The organism is Paenibacillus typhae (genome assembly GCF_900099765.1).
GTDB classification, from domain to species: domain Bacteria; phylum Bacillota; class Bacilli; order Paenibacillales; family Paenibacillaceae; genus Paenibacillus_AQ; species Paenibacillus_AQ typhae.
In genome coordinates, this window is record NZ_FNDX01000008.1 from 118,991 (window position 1) to 137,365 (window position 18,375).

The 18,375-nt window shown below is 52.2% G+C and carries 14 protein-coding genes; 13 read left to right on the top strand and 1 reads right to left on the bottom strand.

The annotated features are described in order from the left end of the window. The first annotated feature begins 215 nt into the window (after positions 1 to 215). From secA to argH, 10 genes are all read left to right on the top strand, one after another. Positions 216 to 2,723 carry a preprotein translocase subunit SecA gene (gene secA / locus BLR64_RS09735; protein WP_090713923.1) on the top strand — a complete coding sequence of 836 codons (2,508 nt, stop codon included), beginning with the start codon at positions 216 to 218 and terminating at the stop codon, positions 2,721 to 2,723. A gap of 457 nt (positions 2,724 to 3,180) precedes the next feature. Continuing rightward, a protein-coding gene (prfB, locus tag BLR64_RS09745) for a peptide chain release factor 2 (protein WP_139171941.1) occupies positions 3,181 to 4,294 on the top strand; the annotation gives its coding sequence in 2 pieces (ribosomal slippage) (positions 3,181 to 3,252 and positions 3,254 to 4,294; 1,113 coding nt in all). A 54-nt stretch (positions 4,295 to 4,348) separates the two neighbouring features. Next, positions 4,349 to 5,233, top strand: coding sequence for a YitT family protein (locus BLR64_RS09750; protein ID WP_090713925.1), 885 nt, complete (start codon positions 4,349 to 4,351; stop codon positions 5,231 to 5,233). 152 nt (positions 5,234 to 5,385) lie between these two features. Next, a complete protein-coding gene (argC, locus tag BLR64_RS09755) occupies positions 5,386 to 6,441 on the top strand; it encodes an N-acetyl-gamma-glutamyl-phosphate reductase (RefSeq protein WP_090713926.1) in 1,056 nt (351 codons plus the stop codon). A 21-nt stretch (positions 6,442 to 6,462) separates the two neighbouring features. After that, complete coding sequence (gene argJ / locus BLR64_RS09760) at positions 6,463 to 7,698, top strand: bifunctional ornithine acetyltransferase/N-acetylglutamate synthase (RefSeq protein WP_090713927.1); 1,236 nt, start codon at positions 6,463 to 6,465, stop codon at positions 7,696 to 7,698. Between the two features lie 39 nt (positions 7,699 to 7,737). Continuing rightward, on the top strand, positions 7,738 to 8,541 hold the full coding sequence (gene argB, locus BLR64_RS09765) for an acetylglutamate kinase (protein WP_090713928.1): 804 nt from the start codon (positions 7,738 to 7,740) through the stop codon (positions 8,539 to 8,541). Between the two features lie 99 nt (positions 8,542 to 8,640). Further along, a complete protein-coding gene (locus tag BLR64_RS09770; protein ID WP_244157656.1) occupies positions 8,641 to 9,927 on the top strand; it encodes an aspartate aminotransferase family protein in 1,287 nt (428 codons plus the stop codon). Further along, positions 9,924 to 10,892: an ornithine carbamoyltransferase gene (gene argF / locus BLR64_RS09775; RefSeq protein ID WP_090713929.1), complete on the top strand. Its 969-nt coding sequence runs from the start codon at positions 9,924 to 9,926 to the stop codon at positions 10,890 to 10,892. Before BLR64_RS09770 ends, argF begins: the two co-directional genes overlap by 4 nt. 384 nt (positions 10,893 to 11,276) lie before the next feature. Then, complete coding sequence (locus tag BLR64_RS09780) at positions 11,277 to 12,512, top strand: argininosuccinate synthase (RefSeq protein ID WP_068724664.1); 1,236 nt, start codon at positions 11,277 to 11,279, stop codon at positions 12,510 to 12,512. Positions 12,513 to 12,812: 300 nt separating this feature from the next. Beyond that, on the top strand, positions 12,813 to 14,228 hold the full coding sequence (argH, locus tag BLR64_RS09785) for an argininosuccinate lyase (protein WP_090713930.1): 1,416 nt from the start codon (positions 12,813 to 12,815) through the stop codon (positions 14,226 to 14,228). Between the two features lie 184 nt (positions 14,229 to 14,412). Here argH and BLR64_RS09790 read toward each other — a convergent pair whose 3' ends face one another. After that, positions 14,413 to 15,222: an alpha/beta hydrolase gene (locus BLR64_RS09790; protein ID WP_090713931.1), complete on the bottom strand. Its 810-nt coding sequence runs from the start codon at positions 15,220 to 15,222 to the stop codon at positions 14,413 to 14,415. A 166-nt stretch (positions 15,223 to 15,388) separates the two neighbouring features. Here BLR64_RS09790 and BLR64_RS09795 point away from each other — a divergent pair, with 166 nt between their 5' ends. The 3 genes from BLR64_RS09795 to BLR64_RS09805 are packed head-to-tail and all read left to right on the top strand — an operon-like array spanning position 15,389 to position 18,356. Next, a complete protein-coding gene (locus BLR64_RS09795) occupies positions 15,389 to 15,979 on the top strand; it encodes a prepilin-type N-terminal cleavage/methylation domain-containing protein (protein ID WP_090713932.1) in 591 nt (196 codons plus the stop codon). Next, complete coding sequence (locus tag BLR64_RS09800) at positions 15,963 to 16,544, top strand: PulJ/GspJ family protein (protein ID WP_090713933.1); 582 nt, start codon at positions 15,963 to 15,965, stop codon at positions 16,542 to 16,544. Before BLR64_RS09795 ends, BLR64_RS09800 begins: the two co-directional genes overlap by 17 nt. Positions 16,545 to 16,556: 12 nt before the next feature. Further along, a complete protein-coding gene (locus BLR64_RS09805) occupies positions 16,557 to 18,356 on the top strand; it encodes a hypothetical protein (protein WP_090713934.1) in 1,800 nt (599 codons plus the stop codon). Positions 18,357 to 18,375 lie beyond the last annotated feature (19 nt).

An 18,375-nucleotide genomic window follows, 5' to 3' on the forward strand; every position in this document is an offset into this window, starting at 1 on the left:
TTGAAGCGGATAGGGCTCTTACTCGTATATAAAGGGTGACAATTTGCCGCTTCTTCTATTTTGCAAAATAAGGTTGCGGCTGCTCGTATTGCGGCTTGTCTTACAAACTGTTACAATTTATGAAGCAGCGGAATCGAAATAATATATGGCCCTTTCAATATTTATTTAAGGATGGGCTCGGTTCCACCATCTGTGTTGCATGAAAGGGGTTAACCATGCTAGGACTTGTAAAGAAAATATTCGGCGACACCAACGAACGCGATGTCAAACGTCTCATGAAGACGGTCGATGTTATTAACGGACTGGAACCTGAATTCGTAGCCCTCTCGGATGAGGCGCTCAAGGCGAAGACAGAAGAATTCCGGGCCCGGATTGAAAAAGGCGAGACTCTGGAGGAGATTCTCCCCGAGGCATTTGCAACCGTACGCGAAGCTTCCAAACGGACGCTGGGCATGCGGCATTTTGACGTACAGCTTGTTGGAGGTATGGCGCTGCATGAAGGCCGGATCTCCGAGATGAAGACAGGTGAAGGTAAGACACTGGTAGGTACTTTGCCAGTCTATCTGAATGCACTGCTCGGTAAGGGCGTGCATGTGGTGACGGTGAATGACTATCTGGCCCAGCGCGACAGCGCCCAAATGGCACAAATCTATAACTTCCTGGGCATGACGGTCGGGGTCAACCTGAACGGCATGGACCATGCTGATAAACAAGACGCTTATGCCTGCGATATTACGTATGGTACCAACAATGAGTTTGGTTTCGACTATCTGCGTGACAACATGGTGCTCTATAAGGAGCAGATGGTACAACGCCCGCTATATTTCTGTATTATTGATGAAGTGGACTCCATTCTGATTGACGAAGCCCGTACTCCGCTGATTATCTCGGGGCAAGCCGAGAAGTCGACAGAGCTGTATTATGCAGCAGACCGTTTTGTTAAAAAGCTGACGGCTGAAGAAGATTACACTGTAGATATTAAAGTGAAGTCGGTAGCTCTGACTGAGAAGGGCGTGGCTACGGCTGAACGCGCTTTTGGTGTTGAGAACCTGTACGATCACAGCCACGTTACGCTGAATCATCATATCGTCCAGGCGCTTAAGGCTAATGTCATCATGCGCCGTGATGTCGATTATGTAGTGAACGGTGATGAGGTTGTCATTGTCGATGAGTTTACCGGACGTCTGATGGCGGGCCGCCGCTACAGCGACGGTCTGCATCAGGCTATTGAGGCCAAAGAAGAAATCCAGGTACAGAACGAGAGCATGACACTGGCTACAATTACCTTCCAGAACTACTTCCGGATGTACCGCAAACTGGGCGGTATGACAGGTACAGCTAAGACGGAAGAAGAAGAATTCAAGAAAATTTACGGCCTGGAGGTTCTTCAGGTACCGACGAATAAACCGAACCAGCGTGTAGACATGCCTGACGTTGTCTATAAGAGTGAGAACGGCAAATTCAACGCAGTGGTATCCGAGATTGTAGAACGCCACAAGAAGAACCAGCCTGTACTGGTTGGTACAGTATCCATTGAGAATTCCGAACGCGTATCTGAAATGCTGAAGCGCAAAGGAATCAAGCATCAGGTGCTGAACGCCAAGCATCATGAATCCGAGGCGGAGATCATTTCCCAGGCCGGACAGCCAGGAACCGTGACCATCGCAACCAATATGGCCGGCCGCGGTACAGATATTATGCTTGGTGACGGTGTCAGAGATGTTGGCGGTCTGCATATTATTGGTACAGAGCGTCATGAATCCCGCCGCATCGATAACCAGCTGCGCGGACGTGCCGGACGCCAGGGTGACCCGGGCTCGACACAGTTCTATCTGTCACTTGGTGACGAGCTGATGAAGCGGTTTGGTGCGGACAACGTGCTGAACATGATGGACCGTCTGGGCTTTGAAGAAGACCAGCCGATCGAGAGCCGCATGATTACACGCGCAATTGAATCGGCCCAGAAGCGGGTAGAAGGCAATAACTTCGATATTCGTAAGGTCGTTCTTCAGTATGATGATGTTATGAATCAGCAGCGTGAAATCATTTACAAACAGCGCCGTGAAATTCTCGAATCCGAGAACATCAAAGGCGTTGTAACCGAGATGATCAAGCCGGTTATTGACCGTGTAGTGCGTGCACATTGCAGTGATGATATTCCGGAGAACTGGGAGCTGCAGGAGGTTGCTGACTATGTCAACAGCAAGCTGCTTGATGAAGGCGCCCTTACCCGTGATGAGCTGTGGGGCAAGGAAGTAGAAGAAATCGTTGATTTCATCTTTGAACGTGTTATGCAGAAGTATGATGCACGTGAAGAGCGCCTTGGCGCTGAGCTGGTACGTGAATTCGAGAAGGTTATCGTGCTCCGTTCCGTAGACAGCAAATGGATGGATCATATTGATGCGATGGATCAGCTGCGTCAAGGGATTCACCTGCGTGCTTACGGCGGTACCGATCCGCTGCGTGAATATCAGTTTGAAGGCTTTGAGATGTTCAACGCCATGACTGCCGCCATTCAGGAGGAAGTCGCTACGTACATTATGAAGGCGCACATCGAAGCCAACCAGGAACGCCAGTCTGTAGTCGAGGAAGATAAAATCTCGACCAACGCTGAGCCGGCTGAGAAGCGTCCGGTGCATGTCGAAGCGGCGATTGGCCGTAACGATCCTTGCCCATGCGGCAGCGGCAAGAAGTACAAGAACTGCCACGGCCAGAACGCATAAGGATATCCGAAGCGTCTCAGGCTTATAATGATAATAAAAGCGGCTGGGCCCGGGGTTCCCCCCGTTTGCGGCCCTGCCGCTTTTTTGGAGTTTTGGGGATTTGGCGGTGTAGCTGCAAAGGATGAGCAGTGCGTTCTCAAAAAATCTAAAACTAAGGTGGAAGCGGTGGAGGGGAAGTTTGGAACTGTAGGAGCGTCAGCGTCCGCCTGAAAGCTTTTCGCAGAAAAGCTCACTTCGGAAGCATACGCTGTCTTCAGATTTCTACCGCGAACAGCGTTTCCAATCAGGAAATCTGAAGACAACAGCGGCCTTAAGTCCAAACATTCCCTGGAGCTGCGGAATACGCCAGGTGCAAGATTGAGGAGCAAGGAGCCATGCGTGCTCTACTCCCTGGGACGATGCAAACTCCAATCAGCGGCCCCGCGCAATATTTTATTTTGAAAGGTGTAGTGATCCCATGATCGATGCAAGCGTGAAGCAGGACCTGCGTGAAATAGGCAAGAAACTAACAAACCTTAGGGGGTCTCTTTGACTTAGACCTGAAGCTGGAAGTCATTGCGAACTTTGAAGAGAAGATGGCAGCGCCGGATTTCTGGAATGACAATGAGCAGGCCCAGGCAGTCATCGGCGAGATGAATGCAGTAAAATCCGTGGTAGACCAGTTTGAGAAGCTGCAGCAGGAGTACGATGATGCGGCGATGATGGTAGAGCTGGCCGATGAGGAAGGCGACGAGGAGCTTGCTGCCGAGGTTGCCGGAAACATCCGGACAATCAGCGGCAAGGTGGATGAATTCGAGCTGCAGCTGCTGCTTAATCAGCCCTATGATAAGCTGAATGCCATTCTGGAGCTTCATCCGGGTGCAGGCGGAACGGAGTCCCAGGACTGGGGCCAGATGCTGCTGCGCATGTACACACGCTGGGCGGAGAAAAGCGGCTTCAAGGTTGAAGTGCTCGACTACCTGCCGGGTGATGAGGCGGGCATCAAGAGTGTTACGCTGCTGATTAAGGGCTTCAATGCCTACGGCTATCTGAAAGCGGAAAAGGGTGTACACCGGCTGGTGCGCATCTCGCCGTTTGATTCCTCCGGGAGACGCCATACTTCGTTCGTTTCCTGTGATGTGGTGCCGGAGATTACCGATGATGTGGAAGTGGAGATCCGTACAGAGGATCTGAAAATAGATACCTACCGGGCCAGCGGCGCGGGCGGTCAGCATATCAATACGACGGACTCGGCGGTGCGGATTACGCATATTCCTACAGGTGTAGTGGTAACCTGTCAGAATGAACGCTCGCAGATCAAGAACCGGGAGCAGGCGATGAAGATGCTGCGCTCCAAGCTGTACGAGCAGAAGCTGCAGGAGCAGCAGAAGCAGCTGGACGAGATCCGCGGCGAACAATCCGATATTGCCTGGGGCAGCCAAATTCGCTCGTATGTATTCCACCCTTACAGCATGGTGAAGGATCACCGTACTTCCGTGGAAACCGGGAACGTGGGGGCTGTAATGGACGGCGATATTAACCTGTTCATCGACGGCTACCTGCGCAGCCAGATCAAGACAGAAGTTGAATAAGCATAACTGGATTTCTACGCGTCCTCGGAGTGTAGTAAGGAGAAGCTAGAGAACATGCAAAAAGAAAATTCACGCAACAAACCGCCGCTGATTCCGCTGAACGGGCCGCTGCGCCATACAGTGGATGTGGCGTTAATCCTGATCGGTTCATTGATAACTGGTCTGGGGTTTAATCTGTTTTTTCTGCCGAACCAGATCGCTTCAGGGGGAGTATCCGGGTTGTCGGTGCTTGCTGAGGCATGGTTCGGCGCCGAGCCGGCTTTTACACAATGGGCCTTGAATATCCCGTTATTTATCCTCGGGGTTATTTTTCTTGGTAAGCAATACGGCATGCGCTCCCTGCTGGGGAGCTTTGTGCTGCCGCTGTTTATCTACCTGACTAAAGACGGTCCGGTTCCGACCACGAATCCGCTGCTCGCCTCGATTTATGGCGGGATCGCAGTCGGGCTTGGTCTGGGGCTGGTGTTCCGCGGACGCGGATCCACGGGCGGACTGACCATTTTGGCGCAGATTATTCAAAAGATTACCGGCTTCAGCTTCTCGCTGTCTGTAGTGCTGCTGGACGGTACGGTTATTACACTGGCTGCGTTTGTGCTGGGCATGGAGCAGGCGATGTATGCACTGATCGGTCTGTTCGTGACCGGGAGAGTAATCAATGCGCTGGAGATGGGCTTCAGTGTAACCAAGGTGGCTTATATCATTTCAGATCATACAGAGGCGATATCCCAGGCGATTCTGAATGATCTGGACCGCGGGTTGACCAAGCTGAACGCACAGGGCGGCTATACCGGTGACAACCGGGTAGTGCTGATGGCGGTTGTCGGCCAGAACGAAATTACCCGGCTTAAAGCGATCGTCCGGTCTGTAGACCCGGGCGCGTTCGTTATCATTACTGAGGCCCATGAGGTGCTCGGTGAAGGATTTAAAAGAGAAGCGTAGATGCTCCATTGGAGAAGTCAACGCTTCTCTTTTTCATATAACAATTCCGCCAATAAAGTTAACGTTACATGTTGTATTTATATTAATTCGGTCGTATAATAATACATATTTGCGGGACGGTATGCATTTCATGAAAGAGTCAGAAAGCGGGGATGACAGTGGCAGGCAAGCTGAGAGCGGCGATAGTGGGATCGACGGGGTATGGGGGCGTGGAGCTGATCAGGCTTTTGCAGAACCATCCGGATATAGAAATTACATCGGTAATCTCTTCATCAAGTGCAGGGGAGCCGATTGAGCTCGGGTTTCCGCATTTGACGGGAATTGTGGAGCGGAAGCTGGATGGCGTTGAACCGGCGGAGATCGCGGGCAGGGCTGATGTGGTATTCACGGCAACACCGTCGGGTGTGAGTGCCAAGCTGGTGCCACAGCTGCTGGAAGCAGGCCTGAAGGTTGTCGATCTGTCAGGAGATTTCCGTCTGAAGGACGGCGCGGAGTATGAGCAGTGGTATAAGCACACGGCTCCGCCCGCTGAATATCTGGAGCAGGCCGTATACGGGTTATGTGAAGTATATGGTGAACGCGCTGCAGGAGTTGATTTTATCTCCAATCCGGGCTGTTACCCGACCGCTACGCTGCTGGGGCTGATCCCTGCGGTAGAGGCTGGCTGGATCAAGCCGGAGAGCATTATTATCGATGCGAAGTCAGGCATTTCTGGCGCAGGACGCGGTGTGAATCTGGGCGTTCATTATGCCGAGCTCAATGAGAATTTCAAGGCCTATAAGGTTAACAAGCATCAGCATATTCCGGAGATTGAACAGGTGCTTACCGATGTTTCCGGTGAAAAAGTAACCGTGACCTTCACAACGCATCTGGTTCCGATGACCCGGGGGATTATGAGTACGATGTATGCCGGGATGAACGGCGCATATAGCGAGCAGGATTTTGTGGAATTATACCGTAAGTATTATTCAGGCAGATCCTTTGTGCGGATCCGTGAGGCTGGAGTGCTTCCGGCGACCAAAGAGGTCAGCGGCTCGAATTATTGCGATATCGGCTTCTCCGCAGATGCCCGTACAGGACGGGTAACGATTGTGTCTGTCATTGACAACATCGTTAAAGGCGCAGCAGGGCAGGCGATCCAGAACCTGAATTTGATGATGGGATGGGAGGAAACCCGCGGTCTCGGTTATACACCAGTGTATCCGTAAGGTCCAGCGGTCAAACATACAATGAGCATAAATCAGGCAACATATACCGTCGTAGAAGGCGGAAGCATTACCGCACCAAAGGGTTTCACCTCTGCAGGACTGCACTGCGGCCTCAAAAAAACAACCCGCAACGATCTTGGAGTCATTCTCTGTGAGGTTCCGGCAACGGCTGCGGCTGTGTATACGACGAATGTATTCCAGGCTGCACCGCTTAAAGTAACCCGGGAGAGTCTGGCGGACGGCACCCTGCAGGCGGTTATCGTCAACAGCGGAAATGCCAATGCCTGCACAGGCGAGCAGGGCGAAGCCGATGCATATGAGATGCGTGCAGCTGCAGCCAAAGCGCTTGGCGTGAACGAACAGAATGTTGCAGTAGCATCAACCGGAGTAATCGGTGAGCTGCTGAAGATGGACTGTGTGCGCAGCGGAATTGCCGGATTGCCGGAAAAGCTGGATGGAGGCGCTGCGGGAGCGGAGGAGTTCAGCCAGGCTATTTTGACAACCGATCTGGTGAAAAAAGAATGCTGCGTCGAAGTGCTCGTCGGTGGAGAGAAAGTAACGATTGCCGGTGCGGCCAAAGGCTCGGGGATGATTCATCCGAATATGGCTACCATGCTGGGCTTCATGACGACGGATGCCCTGATTGACGGGGAAGATCTGCAAAGCCTGCTGCGTACCGCTACTAATACTACTTTTAATATGATCACAGTTGACGGGGATACAAGCACGAACGATATGCTGGTGACGATGGCCAGCGGCCTGGCCGGGAATGAGAAGCTGACGCGTCTGCATGCGGACTGGGATGCTTTTGCTGCGGCGTTTACCCATGTGTGTCAGCACTTGGCTAAGGCGATTGCCCGGGACGGTGAGGGTGCGACCAAACTGATTGAGGTACAGATCAGCGGTGCGGTGCATGATGAGGCTGCGGGTGCGATTGCGAAAACGGTAGTAGGCTCGAGTCTGGTGAAATCGGCGATTTTCGGGGCGGATGCCAACTGGGGCCGGATTATTGCTGCCGTTGGACGCGCCGGTGTTCCGGTATCGCCGGAGAAGGTGGATATTTCGCTTGGTGAGATCGAGGTGCTGCGCCAGTCGCGGCCGGTGGCTTTTGACGAAGAACAGGCTCTGCATTATCTGCAAAAGACCGATACGGTAGTGATTACCGTGGTGCTGTCGGACGGCGAAGGCAAAGCTACGGCATGGGGTTGTGACCTCACTTATGATTACGTGCGGATTAATGCTGCATACCGTACCTAAACGCGGCTGGCATAGATCCATAAGGAGGCTACTTATATTATGACGGAGCAAAAGATAGAAAAGCTGTTTGTGATGAAATGCGGCGGGAGTACGCTGGCTGCGCTGCCGGATTCTTTTTTTGAGGATTTAAGGGAGCTGCAGGCCAGCGGGGTTCAGCCTGTCATTGTACATGGCGGCGGACCGGCGATTTCGGATAATCTGGCGAAGCTGGGGATTGAGAGCAGCTTTGTGAACGGCCTGCGGGTGACGACGGAGGATGTGCTGGATGTTGTAGAGATGACGCTGGCTGGAAGCATCAACAAGGCGATTGTCCGCAGAATCCAGGGCAGCGGCGGGCAAGCCCTTGGCTTGTCCGGTGTGGACGGCAACCTGATACTGGCACGGCCTGTGGCGAACAGTGATGTAGTAGGGCAGGTCGGCGAGGTTACGGAAGTAAAGGCGGAGATCATAAAAGGAATTCTCGCACTCGGCTACATTCCGGTTATCGCACCTATAGGTGTAGATGCCGGAGGGCAGCGTTACAATATTAATGCGGATACGGCGGCGGGGGCGGTGGCTTCTTTTGTCGAGTCGCCTTCGATGGTTGTGGTCACGGATGTTCCGGGTATTATGCGCACAATCGATGGTGAAAAGGTTGTACTTCCATCGGTGACAGTGACGCAGATTGAAGAGCTGATTGCCAGCGGTGAAATTTACGGTGGGATGATCCCCAAAGTGCGCGCGGCGATGGACTGCATTCAGGGCAGTGTGTCCGAGGTTGTCATCGTAGACGGCAAAGAGCCTCAGGTGCTCAGCCGGGTGCTGGGCGGGGAGAAGCTGGGGACGAGGATTATCCGTTCTTAGCTTGGTAAGGTAGAGTGGAGACAAGCCGGAAGTCAGGTATTATTCAAAATATAGCGCTGCCGGTTTACCGGAAGCAGCATGGTGGGAGAGTGACTAAGAATGAGTGAGCTTACACAGGCGGAAAAAGATTCTTTAACAGGGGCTGCGGATACCCGTTCAGGGGAAACGAAGGTTCAGGAGGCTGCTCCTGCCAAGCTGAGTGCGGTATTCCCGTCCTATGCCAGATATGATCTGAGTCTGGTTAAGGGCAAAGGCAGCTGGGTCTGGGATGACCAGGGCAACAAGTACCTCGACTTCATGTGCGGGCTGGCGGTAACCAGTCTGGGACACGCTCCCGAGAAGGTCGGCGAGAAGCTGAAGGCGCAGATTGATACGCTGTGGCATGTCTCGAACCTGTTTCACATTCCGGGCCAGGACCGGGTAGCAGCGCTGCTGACAGGCAACAGCTGTGCGGATCAGGTATTCTTTTGCAACAGCGGTGCGGAGGCGAATGAAGCTGCGATCAAGCTGGCCCGCCGCTATCACCAGAAGGTGAAGGGCACAGGCCGCTATGAAATTATTACCTTTGAGCAGTCCTTCCATGGTCGTACTCTGGCGACGCTGACAGCTACCGGACAGCAGAAGGTAAAAGAGGGCTTCCTGCCGCTCCCGGAGGGCTTCAAGACGGTGCCACTGCATGATCTGCCGGCGCTGAAGGCGGCCATTACGGATAATACTGCAGCCATCATGCTGGAGATGATCCTGGCCGAAGGCGGCGTGCTGGAGGTACAGCAGGAGTTCCTCGATGCTGTGGTTGAGCTGTGCAACGAGCATGGCCTGCTGCTGATTGTCGATGAAGTGCAGACCGGCATGGGCCGTACAGGCAAGCTGTTTGCGCATCAGCACTATGGCATTGAGCCGGATATTTTCACCCTGGCCAAAGGCGTAGCCAGCGGGTTCCCGGCCGGCGTTATGCTGGGCAAAGGTTACCTGCGCGAAGCGTTCAGTCCGGGCAGTCATGCCAGCACCTTCGGCGGCACGCCGCTGGCGGCAGCGGTGATGGAAGCAACGATCGAAACGATGCTCGAAGACGAGCTGCCGCAGCGGGCCGAAGAGATGGGCGAATATCTGCGCGGTCTGCTGAGAGAGAAGCTGGCGGATACGCCGTTCGTGAAAGAGGTGCGCGGCAAGGGGCTCTTGATCGGAATCGAATGCACGGAGCCGGTAGGGGATATAGTACTGGCCGGCCAGAAGCAGGGACTGCTGTTCGTGCAGGCCGGACCGAACGTGATCCGGCTGCTGCCTAATCTATATGTGAGCCAGGATGAGATCCGCCAGGCGGTGGACATTCTTGTTCCGCTCATTCATACTTATGCTAATAAAGAAAACGGGGAGGCACTTTCATGAGCCAGAGTGTACACAGCGGGAAGCTGGCGATTGCAGAGCAGCTCAAAGGCCGTGATCTGCTGGAGCTGAACGATTACAGCCCGGAAGAAATCACGTACCTGATTGATCTGGCTATCGAGCTGAAGAAGAAGCAAAAAAACGGTGAGGTTTATCAGCCGCTTAAGGGCAAGACGATCGGACTTATTTTCGAAAAATCCTCGACCCGCACACGCGTGTCCTTCGAGGTCGGCATGTATCAGCTCGGCGGCCATGCGCTGTTCCTGAGCAAAAATGATATCCAGCTCGGCCGCGGCGAAACCGTTGGTGACACGGCCCAGGTCATGTCCCGTTATCTCGACGGCATCATGATCCGTACCTTCGGCCATGATAAGGTTGAGGATCTGGCCCGTTACGCTTCTGTGCCTGTAATCAACGGCCTGAGCGACCTGGCACACCCTTGTCAGGTGCTGGCTGACTTTCAGACCGTATATGAGCACAAGGGCAAGCTGAAAGGCCTCAAGCTCGCTTACATCGGCGATGGAAACAACATGGCCCATTCCCTGCTGATCGGCGGCGCCAAACTGGGCGTGCATGTCTCGATTGCCGGACCGGAAGGCTATGAGCCTGATACGGCTGTAGTTGCTGAGGCTCGCGAGATCGCCAAGGAAACAGGCGCCAACATCGTCATCACCCGCAGCCCGCAGGAAGCGGTACAGGACGCTGACGTGATCTACACCGACGTGTGGGCGAGCATGGGCTTTGAAGCCGAGCAGCTGGCACGTGAAGCGGCATTCAAGGACTACCAGGTCAACGAGGAGCTGGTAAAAGGCGCGAAGAGCGACTACCTGTTCCTGCACTGCCTGCCAGCCCACCGTGAGGAAGAGGTCAGCACGGGCGTGATCGACGGCCCGAACTCGGTCATCTTCGACCAGGCTGAGAACCGCCTGCATGCGCAGAAGGCGCTGATGGCTGCTTTGATGGGCTAAGGTAGGGTTGTCATCTAGGGCGAAGCCCGGGATGAGAGGAAAGCTACAAGCGCTTGCTAGAGCGTTGATTTAAGAAATTGCAGATTTGAACCTGCAAAGGCCTTTGAGGTCTTATACTATATAAAACACTATATAGGATGGTTTTTGAATTATGCGTTAGATTCCGGTGCTAAGCAACGGAGTGAAGTTTGGAACTGTAGGAGCGATAGCGTTCGCCTTTGTCTTCAGATTTCTACCGCTTATAGCGGTTCAAATCAGGAAATTTGAAGACAACAGCGACCGGAAGTCCAAACATTCACGCAGATTGCGTCCGGGCACCGGAGCTCTATAAGCAGATTTCGGTAACCTTCCTATACCCCCACACCGAAAGGAAGTTGCACCCCCATGCCTAAAGAAAAAATTGTACTCGCCTATTCCGGCGGGCTGGATACCTCGGTCATTCTGAAATGGCTGAAAGAAACCTATGATGCAGAGATTATTGCCTTCACTGCCGATATCGGCCAGAAGGAAGAGCTGGACGGCCTGGAGGAAAAAGCGCTGGCTACCGGCGCATCGAAGGTCTACATTGACGATCTGCGCGATGAGTTCGCGAGTGATTTCATCTACCCGATGTTCCAGTCGGGCGCTTTGTATGAAGGCCAATATTTGCTCGGCACCAGTATTGCCCGTCCGCTGATCGCTAAGCGTATGGTGGACATTGCGATCGCGGAAGGCGCTACAGCCATTGCCCACGGCGCAACCGGCAAAGGCAATGACCAGGTCCGCTTCGAGCTGAATGCGGCGGCGTTATCGCCGAACATCAAGGTGATTGCACCTTGGCGGCTGGAAGAGTTTCGCAACCAGTTCCCGGGCCGGGCGGAAATGATCGCCTACGCTGAAGCGAACGGAATTCCGGTACAGGCTTCGGCTGCGAAGCCGTATTCCATGGACCGCAACCTGCTGCATATCAGCTATGAGAGCGGTGTGCTGGAGGATCCTTGGTTTGACCCAAGCGCACCGGAGAACAAAGAAATGTTCCTGCTTAGCAACGCTCCTGAGGATGCTCCGGATGAAGCGGAATACCTGGAGCTGGACTTCCTGAAGGGGAACTGTGTAGCCCTGAACGGTGAAGCCTTGACTCCGCTGCAGGTAATGGAGAAGCTGAATGAGCTGGGCGGCAAGCACGGGATCGGACGCGTGGATATGGTTGAGAACCGTTTTGTCGGCATGAAGAGCCGCGGCGTCTATGAGACACCAGGCGGCACCATCCTGTTCACTGCACACCGCAAAATGGAATCCATCACCATGGACCGTGAAGTGATGAACCTTCGCGACAGCCTGATCACCCGTTACAGTACTCTGGTGTACAACGGATTCTGGTTCGCTCCTGAGCGCCTTGCACTGCAGGCACTCGTGAACGAGAGCCAGAAGAACGTAACTGGTACAGTACGTGTGAAGCTGTACAAAGGCAACATCATCGGCGCCGGCGTGAAATCACCGGTCAGCCTGTACAACCCGGATATTGCTACAATGGAAGCCGATCCGACACAGGCTTATGATCAGGGTGATGCAACAGGCTTTATCCGCCTGAATGCACTGCGGCTGAAGGTTTCCTCCGGCGTAGCAGAGTCTAATAAGTAGTTTATAAATTGATCTTGGAAACCTATAAAAGGGAAGAGTGGCGGAAGGGAATTTTGGAACTGTAGGAGCGGAAGCGTCCGCCTTTGTCTTCTGATTTCTACCGCTAATTGCGGCTTAAATCAAGAAATCGGAAGACAACAGCGGCCGGAAGTCCAAACATTCTCTGGAGTCACGTTTATCCCGGAATAGAAAGTACAGGTATTTCATAGCAGGAACATAACATAAGCGGACACCAGAAGGCCGTTCCTCCGACAGGACAGGAGCGGCCCTTCTATCGTCCATTAGAGGAGGACATATCTAGTGAGCAAGCTTTGGGGCGGCCGGTTTACCAAAGGAACAAACAAGCTGGTGGAGGAGTATACAGCATCCATCGGATTCGATAAGGCACTGGCTGAAGAGGATGTACAGGGCAGTCTGGCCCATGTCACGATGCTGGGCAAATGCGGTATTCTTCCGCAGGAGGATGTTGAGACGATCAAGGCCGGGCTGAACAAGGTGCTGGAAAAGGTCCGTGCAGGCGAGATTGAATTCTCCGTAGCGGATGAAGACATTCACATGAATATTGAAAAGAACCTGATTGAGGAAGTGGGTCCGGTCGGCGGCAAGCTGCACACAGGACGCAGCCGCAACGACCAGGTAGCGACAGATATGCATTTGTATCTCCGCAACCGGGTGGTGGAATTCGTAGGGCTCCTGCATGAACTGCAGGAAGCCTTAATTGAACAAGCCAAAGACAATGTGGACACGATTGTACCGGGCTACACGCATCTGCAGCGTGCCCAGCCGATCCTGTTCGCCCATCATCTGCTGGCTTACGTGTCGATGTTCCGCCGCGATGCGGAGCGCCTGACAGACAGCTACAAGCGGATTAACGTACTGCCGCTGGGCGCCGGGGCGCTGGCTGGAACGACGTTCCCGATCGACCGTCATTTTGTCGCTGAGCAGCTTGGCTTCGACAGTGTGTATGAGAACAGCCTGGACGCTGTCAGCGACCGCGACTTCATCGTCGAATTCCTGGCTAATGCAGCGCTGATCATGACCCACCTGTCCCGGCTCAGCGAAGAGCTGGTACTGTGGAGCAGCACCGAGTTCAGCTTCGTGGAGCTGGACGATGCGTTCTGTACCGGCAGCAGCATCATGCCGCAGAAGAAAAACCCTGACGTACCTGAGCTGGTACGCGGCAAAACAGGCCGTGTCTACGGCAACCTGATCGGCCTGCTGACTGTGCTTAAATCGCTGCCGCTGGCTTACAACAAGGATATGCAGGAAGACAAGGAAGGCATGTTCGATACCGTAGCTACACTGACAGGCGCCTTGCAGCTGTTCGCACCGATGATCTCCACCATGAAGGTAAATAAGGGGCGGATGCGTGAAGCAGTCAACACTGACTTCTCCAACGCGACCGACATCGCTGACTTCCTGGTCGGTAAAGGTCTTCCTTTCCGCCAGGCACATGAGGTAATCGGTAAAACTGTGCTCTACTGCATCAACGAAGGCAAATTCCTGCTTGATCTGACCCTGGATGAATTCAAACAGTTCTCCCCGCTGTTTGACGACCAGATCTATGCCGTCCTGCAGCCTGAAGCTGTAGTGAACGCACGTAACGTATATGGCGGTACAGCGACTGTACAGGTCAAAGCGGCCATTGAGCGGGCTGAAGCTTCCCTGCTTGAAGCGGGTAAGTGGGTAACACAGCATGCGGGTACCGCTGAATAAGCATTTTGTCCAAGGCTCTTTGCAGAAACGGATGTATTCAGACTGAAAACCAAAAAGACTGTCCTCACCGCTGTTATGATAAGCGGGAAGGACAGTCTTTTATTATGCAAGAGCCAATCGGGTTCGAGCGACTATTTGCCGCTATAACATTCTGTATGCGCTACCAGAAATAATAATGCTCGTCCTATATACTCCACAAATCGGAGGATGATTTGCCTAGCGGCAGCCATTTCAGAACATCCTGGATTTTGGCATCCCAATAACCCCACTCATGCTCGCCTGGACCTTCTTCATAGGTTAATGACAGTGAGGTTTTGTCGCAGGCAGCACGGAATACCTGATTGTCCTCATACAAGAAGTCTTCAGTGCCACAGCACTGGTAAAGAAGCGGCTTAGGCCCCGTTGATTTATTAACTTCCTGAAGCAGCCACAGCAGATCATCCGGAGTGCCGGCGATGTCCGCATTACCGAAGATCCTCGCGTATTCTTTTGACCTCTTGGCAGGGTCCTCCGGGTTCATGAGATGATGCGCCATATCGAGCGCCCCCGACAGGCTGGCAGCAGCGGCAAAAGCCTCCGGCTTGCGCAGTCCCAGCTTCATCGCCCCGTAACCGCCCATGGAGAGCCCGGCCACGAAATTATCCTCACGCTTAGAGGAGAGCGGGAAGAACGAACGGGCAAGCGCCGGCAGCTCCTCGCTGATGAAGGTCCAGTATTGGCCCCCGTCTGCCATATCCGTATAAAAGCTCCGGTGCACCTGCGGCATAACCACCGCTATCCCCAGCTCAGCTACATACCGTTCTATCGAAGTCCGGCGCAGCCAGATCGAATCATCGTCCGACAGGCCGTGGAGCAGGTAAAGCGTCGGGTGAAGCTCTCCTCTTTTGACATTGTTAAGTCCAATTTGTGTCGTCGTCTGCTGCGGCAAAATCACCGTCATTGAGGTACTGAGGCCAAGCACATCCGAATAAAATCTGCATTCTATCAGAGCCATTGTCATTTCCTCCTTCTAGCACAAATGATAGCACAGCGCATAGCCGATATATAGAGTAGAAATCGCTGGAATTATTATGTCTAATAGGATTGCTGGGTTAAGAGGGGAAAGAATATAATGGATATAGGTATTGTGAACTATTAGATAACCTTCGGGAGTGAGCAGGATGTCCAGGAAAGACAATCATAGATTGAAACGGGTAGGGGAACGGGGGTTCACTTTAATTGAAGTGCTGGCGGCCATCGTCATCCTGTCAATTGTATCTCTGGTACTTACCTCCTACTTCAGTAGTGCCTTATCCTATTCAAAATCAAACCAGAACAAGACCATTATGGTGAATCTGGCCCGTAATGCGCTGTTTTATATGGAGAAGCAGGATTATCAGGCACTGAGCCTGTATTTTCAAGGGAAGAAGGCTGAGGGAGCAAATCCCGCAATACCGGGCCACTCCAGTATTAACGCCTCTGGCTGCGTACCTGTAACTTCAGCTACAGTGAGCTGCAGTGACTATAGCAGTGCAGTGTCGGATGTGCAGACCTTAGCTAATGTGCTGAATCCTACAATTAACGGAATTGCTTACCACATAGACATCGAATATCAAGCTGCTTTACATTCAAAAATGATTGATCCGGTTGAGGCGGCTACCGCGAAGTATCTTCTGCCTGTACGGGTTATAGTTAGGGACTCAGGCAAAGGCGGAGCCAATGTCAGACAAACCGTTGTGGAGGGATATATTACCGATGAAACGATTCGCTGACCGCCTTCGCCGCGAGGAGGGATTAACCCTTATAGAGCTTATTGCCGCCCTGTCTTTATTCTCGCTGGTAGTCGGACTGATCTATGGTGTGATGATGTTCGGTATTCAGAGCTACGAGAGAGTTACCATGGAAAATACACTGCGGGATGAAGGTGACCTGCTGATGTCGGCAATCATTACTGAAATCTATACCTTTGCTCCGACAACGGTCTATTCCAGTACAAGCTCAAATAATGGCGTGACCGATACGGCGATTTTTCTACAGCGGGATGACGGAAGCGGGGGAACGGAGAAGGTGAAGATCGGCATTTCGGGAGGCGGGCTTTTAATAAAAGAGGTTCCTGCCGGTACTGTGGACAATGCTGTAACCCCGGCTGTAAGCGGAAATGATGTACGTACCTCCATTACTTCCCAGCTGGCTTCCCCATCCGCTATTACTTTGCAATGCAGTGCCAATTCCATAGAGCCCTGTGAGAGCGGACTCATTAATATTAATCTGTCCCTGATACTGCAGCGCGGAGATGATAGCCGCAGGCTCAATCTGGAGAGTAAATTTGGATTTTAGGAGCGTAACCATATGGGAATTCGCATAAAAAAGGATGAAAATGGCTCTGCTCTGGTACTGGTTATGTTTCTCGTACTGCTGCTCACGATACTTGGCCTGGGGGTTCTTAGCGCGACGATTGGCGGGGCTGCAAGAAGTGAAACGAGGGAAAATGACGTACAGTCCCTGCATCTTGCCCAAAAAGGTCTTAGTGAAGCGACGGCCTATATCCAGTCTCAGTTGACCGGCTTACAGCTTGAGAATCTCGATCCGAAACAGCTTGAGACGATTCTTAGTACGCTCAATAATAATAAATCCAGTCTGAAGGTGAGCACAGAGCTTGAATCTACCAGCAGCGGTGCAGTAGAGGGAATTGATTTTGTAGGTAAAGAGATTGATACGCAGTCTATCAAATATACGATTAATGTTACCTCTTCGGCCATGGTTAACGGAGTTAAGCGGAAGCTGAGACAGCAGATTGTAATTGACAGCTACCCGGATTTTCTTAAATATGCGTTTGGTTCGGAACAGACATTGACTTTAAACGGGGCCCCTCTGCTTCAGGGCAACATCTATGCCGGTGATAAGCTGGTAGTAACCAACACACCGGAGTATATCTACAAGAACCAATTCTATGATGACCATACGATTAACGACTTCCCTACAGTAACCATGGGGAGTGATGCCAATGCGCTGGGCGAGGTGCATGTACAATCTATGGACAGCATTGAATATGAGAAGAACCGGACAGCAACTGCCCACCTTCCGCAGCGTGAAAGTGACAGAGATAAGGTTTTAGCTGAAATTCTGCATATTACTCCGGATAAAATCAAGATTAAAGAGCAAAAAAAATTCGTGAAGATCAATGTCGAGGAATCGTTCCTGGACAAGCTGTCACAAGGTTTGCTGGTGGGTCAAAGTGAGACTGTACAGAAAAATCTGCGGGACGATCTCCGTGATGCCTATAATTCTGGAATACCAGCCTTGAACAACATATTGAACAGCCGTACTGGTGTCACACACATTAATGGTATGCCTGTAGCTCCAGTCAAAATAAACCCGGATGAGTCTACCCAAGCACAAATAGATCAGTATAACGTTGAGCTAAGCCAATATAACAGCGAGCTGCAAAAATTGGAGGAACTGCATTCTACCGTAGTATTTAACGGGAATTTAATAGTCGACGGACTGCAATACAAGAAGCTGTTTTATCCGCAGGGGGCAAACGGTCAGCCCGATCCTAAAAGCGGGGCCGCACCGAGCTGGTTCATTGTTACAGGTAATCTGGAGCTGAATAACTATAATCTTAATGACTTCTTAAATGTGCGGGCCAATATTCTGGTTACCGGCGATGTGAAGATTAAAGGGGACGTCAGATTCGATTCAACTATGTTCGTTCTGGGCAAGACGATTATCGAGGATGCCAACATTAAGGGATTACAGCTAAGTGGTAAAACCAAAGAATTGGTGCTGATCTCAAAAGGGAGCGTGCTGGTAAACCGGCTGAACGCTTTTGCTGTCAGCGAACCATCAGCTTCAGATACGATGGAGGCCTTCTTCTACACGGACTCCAGCGGGGAGCTGTACGGTGTAGGTTCAATGTTCCGGCTGAAGGGCGGATTTTTTGCAAAAGGGGATTTAACGGTAAATGCAGTAATTGGAAGGGTTGATGAACCGGCGGGAGGCGGTAAGCTGCTAATTAATCAGGGAGTTGATCTGAAGCGCTTTGTCATTGATTACAAATATGATATTTATGAAAATCAGCAGTCCAGTCTGCCCAGAGTGGCGAGTGTGAATGTGCATGTAGGCCCGCTGCAGCTGATTAATAATTAACAAATAACCAAAGAGCCCG

Bases quoted from the DNA above. Each gene is read 5' to 3' on its own strand.
- secA (WP_090713923.1), top strand. From the start codon at position 216: ATGCTAGGACTTGTAAAGAAAATATTCGGCGACACCAACGAACGCGAT.
- BLR64_RS09750 (WP_090713925.1), top strand. From the start codon at position 4,349: ATGCAAAAAGAAAATTCACGCAACAAACCGCCGCTGATTCCGCTGAAC.
- argC (WP_090713926.1), top strand. From the start codon at position 5,386: ATGACAGTGGCAGGCAAGCTGAGAGCGGCGATAGTGGGATCGACGGGG.
- argJ (WP_090713927.1), top strand. From the start codon at position 6,463: ATGAGCATAAATCAGGCAACATATACCGTCGTAGAAGGCGGAAGCATT.
- argB (WP_090713928.1), top strand. From the start codon at position 7,738: ATGACGGAGCAAAAGATAGAAAAGCTGTTTGTGATGAAATGCGGCGGG.
- BLR64_RS09770 (WP_244157656.1), top strand. From the start codon at position 8,641: ATGAGTGAGCTTACACAGGCGGAAAAAGATTCTTTAACAGGGGCTGCG.
- argF (WP_090713929.1), top strand. From the start codon at position 9,924: ATGAGCCAGAGTGTACACAGCGGGAAGCTGGCGATTGCAGAGCAGCTC.
- BLR64_RS09780 (WP_068724664.1), top strand. From the start codon at position 11,277: ATGCCTAAAGAAAAAATTGTACTCGCCTATTCCGGCGGGCTGGATACC.
- BLR64_RS09790 (WP_090713931.1), bottom strand. From the start codon at position 15,222: ATGGCTCTGATAGAATGCAGATTTTATTCGGATGTGCTTGGCCTCAGT.
- BLR64_RS09795 (WP_090713932.1), top strand. From the start codon at position 15,389: ATGTCCAGGAAAGACAATCATAGATTGAAACGGGTAGGGGAACGGGGG.
- BLR64_RS09800 (WP_090713933.1), top strand. From the start codon at position 15,963: ATGAAACGATTCGCTGACCGCCTTCGCCGCGAGGAGGGATTAACCCTT.
- BLR64_RS09805 (WP_090713934.1), top strand. From the start codon at position 16,557: ATGGGAATTCGCATAAAAAAGGATGAAAATGGCTCTGCTCTGGTACTG.